This window comes from Paeniglutamicibacter terrestris, assembly GCF_012271785.1.
GTDB lineage: Bacteria > Actinomycetota > Actinomycetes > Actinomycetales > Micrococcaceae > Paeniglutamicibacter > Paeniglutamicibacter terrestris.
This window is the reverse complement of record NZ_JAAWVT010000019.1, coordinates 1-3,398: the sequence shown is the minus strand read 5'-3', so window position 1 is coordinate 3,398 and position 3,398 is coordinate 1. Positions and strand designations below refer to the sequence as shown.

Below are 3,398 nucleotides of genomic sequence, written 5' to 3'. Positions count from 1 at the left end.
TTTGGGTGTGTGGTGTTGGTGGTGGGTGTGATGGGGTTGTTGTTTGGGAACTGTATAGTGGACGCGAGCATCTTGTGAAACAGGATTGATCGGTGACCTTTTTTGAGGGTTGTTGGTTGGTTTGTTTGTTTTGCAAAGCAATTTCTTATGATAATGAATCTTGGTGCACACAACTCTTCGGGGTTGTGTGTTTTCTTGATTCTTTCGATTGTAATGTTTTAGCGCTTGTAATTATTTTGATCATGTTTGTGGTCAAGTTTTTAAGGGCGCACGGTGGATGCCTTGGCATTGGGAGCCGAAGAAGGACGTGGGAATCTGCGATAAGCCTGGAGGAGTCGATAACCGGACGTTGATACCAGGATTTCCGAATGGGGAAACCCCGTACGGTGTTATGCCGTATGACCCGTAGCTGAACACATAGGCTACGTGGAGGGAACGAGGGGAAGTGAAACATCTCAGTACCCTCAGGAAGAGAAAACAATAGTGATTCCGTTAGTAGTGGCGAGCGAACGCGGATGGGGCTAAACCGAGCCATGTGTGATAGCCGGCGGGCGTTGCATGGTCGGGGTTGTGGGACTTTCCGTATCAGTTCTGCCGGACTGGTGAAGTGAGGTGCGGGCGTATAGGCGAATCGGTTTGAATGCCGGACCGTAGAGGGTGAGAGTCCCGTAGTGCTAATGCGTTCCGCCGCTTTGTGGAAGTATCCCAAGTAGGACGGGGCCCGAGAAATCCCGTTTGAATCTGCCAGGACCACCTGGTAAGCCTAAATACTACCCAATGACCGATAGCGGATAAGTACCGTGAGGGAATGGTGAAAAGTACCCCGGGAGGGGAGTGAAATAGTACCTGAAACCGTGCGCTTACAATCCGTTGGAGCCTCCTTGTTGGGGTGACAGCGTGCCTTTTGAAGAATGAGCCTGCGAGTTAGTGTTACGTCGCGAGGTTAACCCGTGTGGGGAAGCCGTAGCGAAAGCGAGTCTGAATAGGGCGAGTTAGTGGCGTGATCTAGACCCGAAGCGAAGTGATCTACCCATGGCCAGGTTGAAGCGCGTGTAAGAGCGCGTGGAGGACCGAACCCACTTCAGTTGAAAATGGAGGGGATGAGCTGTGGGTAGGGGTGAAAGGCCAATCAAACTTCGTGATAGCTGGTTCTCCCCGAAATGCATTTAGGTGCAGCGTTGCGTGTTTCTTATCGGAGGTAGAGCTACTGGATGGCTAATGGGCCCTACAAGGTTACTGACGTCAGCCAAACTCCGAATGCCGATAAGTGAGAGCGCAGCAGTGAGACTGTGGGGGATAAGCTTCATAGTCGAGAGGGAAACAGCCCAGAACGCCAACTAAGGCCCCTAAGCGTGTGCTAAGTGGAAAAGGATGTGGAGTTGCGAAGACAACCAGGAGGTTGGCTTAGAAGCAGCCACCCTTGAAAGAGTGCGTAATAGCTCACTGGTCAAGTGATTCCGCGCCGACAATGTAGCGGGGCTCAAGCACACCGCCGAAGTTGCGTCATTCATATATTTTGGTAGGCCTTCGTGGTCCAGCCGTATGGATGGGTAGGGGAGCGTCGTGTGGGCAGTGAAGTCGCGGTGTAAACCAGCGGTGGAGCCCACACGAGTGAGAATGCAGGCATGAGTAGCGAATGACGGGTGAGAAACCCGTCCGCCGAATGATCAAGGGTTCCAGGGTCAAGCTAATCTGCCCTGGGTAAGTCGGGACCTAAGGCGAGGCCGACAGGCGTAGTCGATGGACAACGGGTTGATATTCCCGTACCGGCGAAAAACCGTCCATATTGAACTGGTAATGCTAACCACCCCAAAGACTCTTTGATGTTCCTTCGGGAATGTTGTTGGGTGTGCGGCGTGGGACCCGAGCCAGGGAGGTAAGCGTATTAACAGGTGTGACGCAGGAAGGTAGCCGAGCCAGGCAATGGAATTGACCTGGTCCAAGGGTGTAGGACGAGTCGTAGGCAAATCCGCGATTCATATAAGTCTGAGACCTGATAGGCGCCCCTTTTGGGGGGTGATTCGGTGATCCTATGCTGCCAAGAAAAGCATCGACGCGAGGTTTTAGCCGCCCGTACCCCAAACCGACACAGGTGATCAGGTAGAGAATACTAAGGCGATCGAGAGAATCATGGTTAAGGAACTCGGCAAAATGCCCCCGTAACTTCGGGAGAAGGGGGGCCTGCCTCGTGAAAGAACCTAGCGTTCTGGAGCGGGTGTGGGCCGCAGAGACCAGGGGGAAGCGACTGTTTACTAAAAACACAGGTCCGTGCGAAGTCGCAAGACGATGTATACGGACTGACTCCTGCCCGGTGCTGGAAGGTTAAGAGGACCGGTTAGCTCTTTGGAGCGAAGCTGAGAATTTAAGCCCCAGTAAACGGCGGTGGTAACTATAACCATCCTAAGGTAGCGAAATTCCTTGTCGGGTAAGTTCCGACCTGCACGAATGGAGTAACGACTTCCCCGCTGTCTCAACCATGAACTCGGCGAAATTGCACTACGAGTAAAGATGCTCGTTACGCGCAGCAGGACGGAAAGACCCCGAGACCTTTACTATAGTTTGGTATTGGTGTTCGGTGCAGCTTGTGTAGGATAGGTGGGAGACTGTGAAGCTCGGACGCTAGTTCGGGTGGAGTCATCGTTGAAATACCACTCTGGCTGTACCGGTCACCTAACTTCGGCCCATGATCTGGGTCAGGGACAGTGCCTGATGGGTAGTTTAACTGGGGCGGTTGCCTCCTAAAGAGTAACGGAGGCGCCCAAAGGTTCCCTCAGCCTGGTTGGCAATCAGGTGTCGAGTGTAAGTGCACAAGGGAGCTTGACTGTGAGAGCGACAGCTCGAGCAGGGACGAAAGTCGGGACTAGTGATCCGGCGGCACGTTGTGGAACGGCCGTCGCTCAACGGATAAAAGGTACCTCGGGGATAACAGGCTGATCTTGCCCAAGAGTCCATATCGACGGCATGGTTTGGCACCTCGATGTCGGCTCGTCGCATCCTGGGGCTGGAGTAGGTCCCAAGGGTTGGGCTGTTCGCCCATTAAAGCGGTACGCGAGCTGGGTTTAGAACGTCGTGAGACAGTTCGGTCCCTATCCGCTGCGCGCGCAGGAAATTTGAGAAGAGCTGTCCTTAGTACGAGAGGACCGGGACGGACGAACCTCTGGTGTGTCAGTTGTACTGCCAAGTGCACCGCTGATTAGCTACGTTCGGAAGGGATAACCGCTGAAAGCATCTAAGCGGGAAGCCCACTTCGAGATGAGATTTCCATACACTTTTGAGTGTGAGAGGCCCCCAGCCAGACCACTGGGTTGATAGGCAGGATGTGGAAGCGAGGACTAAAGACTCGTGAAGCTGACCTGTACTAATAGGCCGACAACTTAAACCACAAACACCACGCATCA

At 53.4% G+C, this 3,398-nt stretch carries 1 rRNA gene; it reads left to right on the top strand.

Going from position 1 to position 3,398, the window contains the following annotated elements:
• Positions 1–250: 250 nt before the first annotated feature.
• A 23S ribosomal RNA gene (locus tag HED64_RS19565) occupies positions 251–3,382 on the top strand.
• Positions 3,383–3,398: the final 16 nt, after the last annotated feature.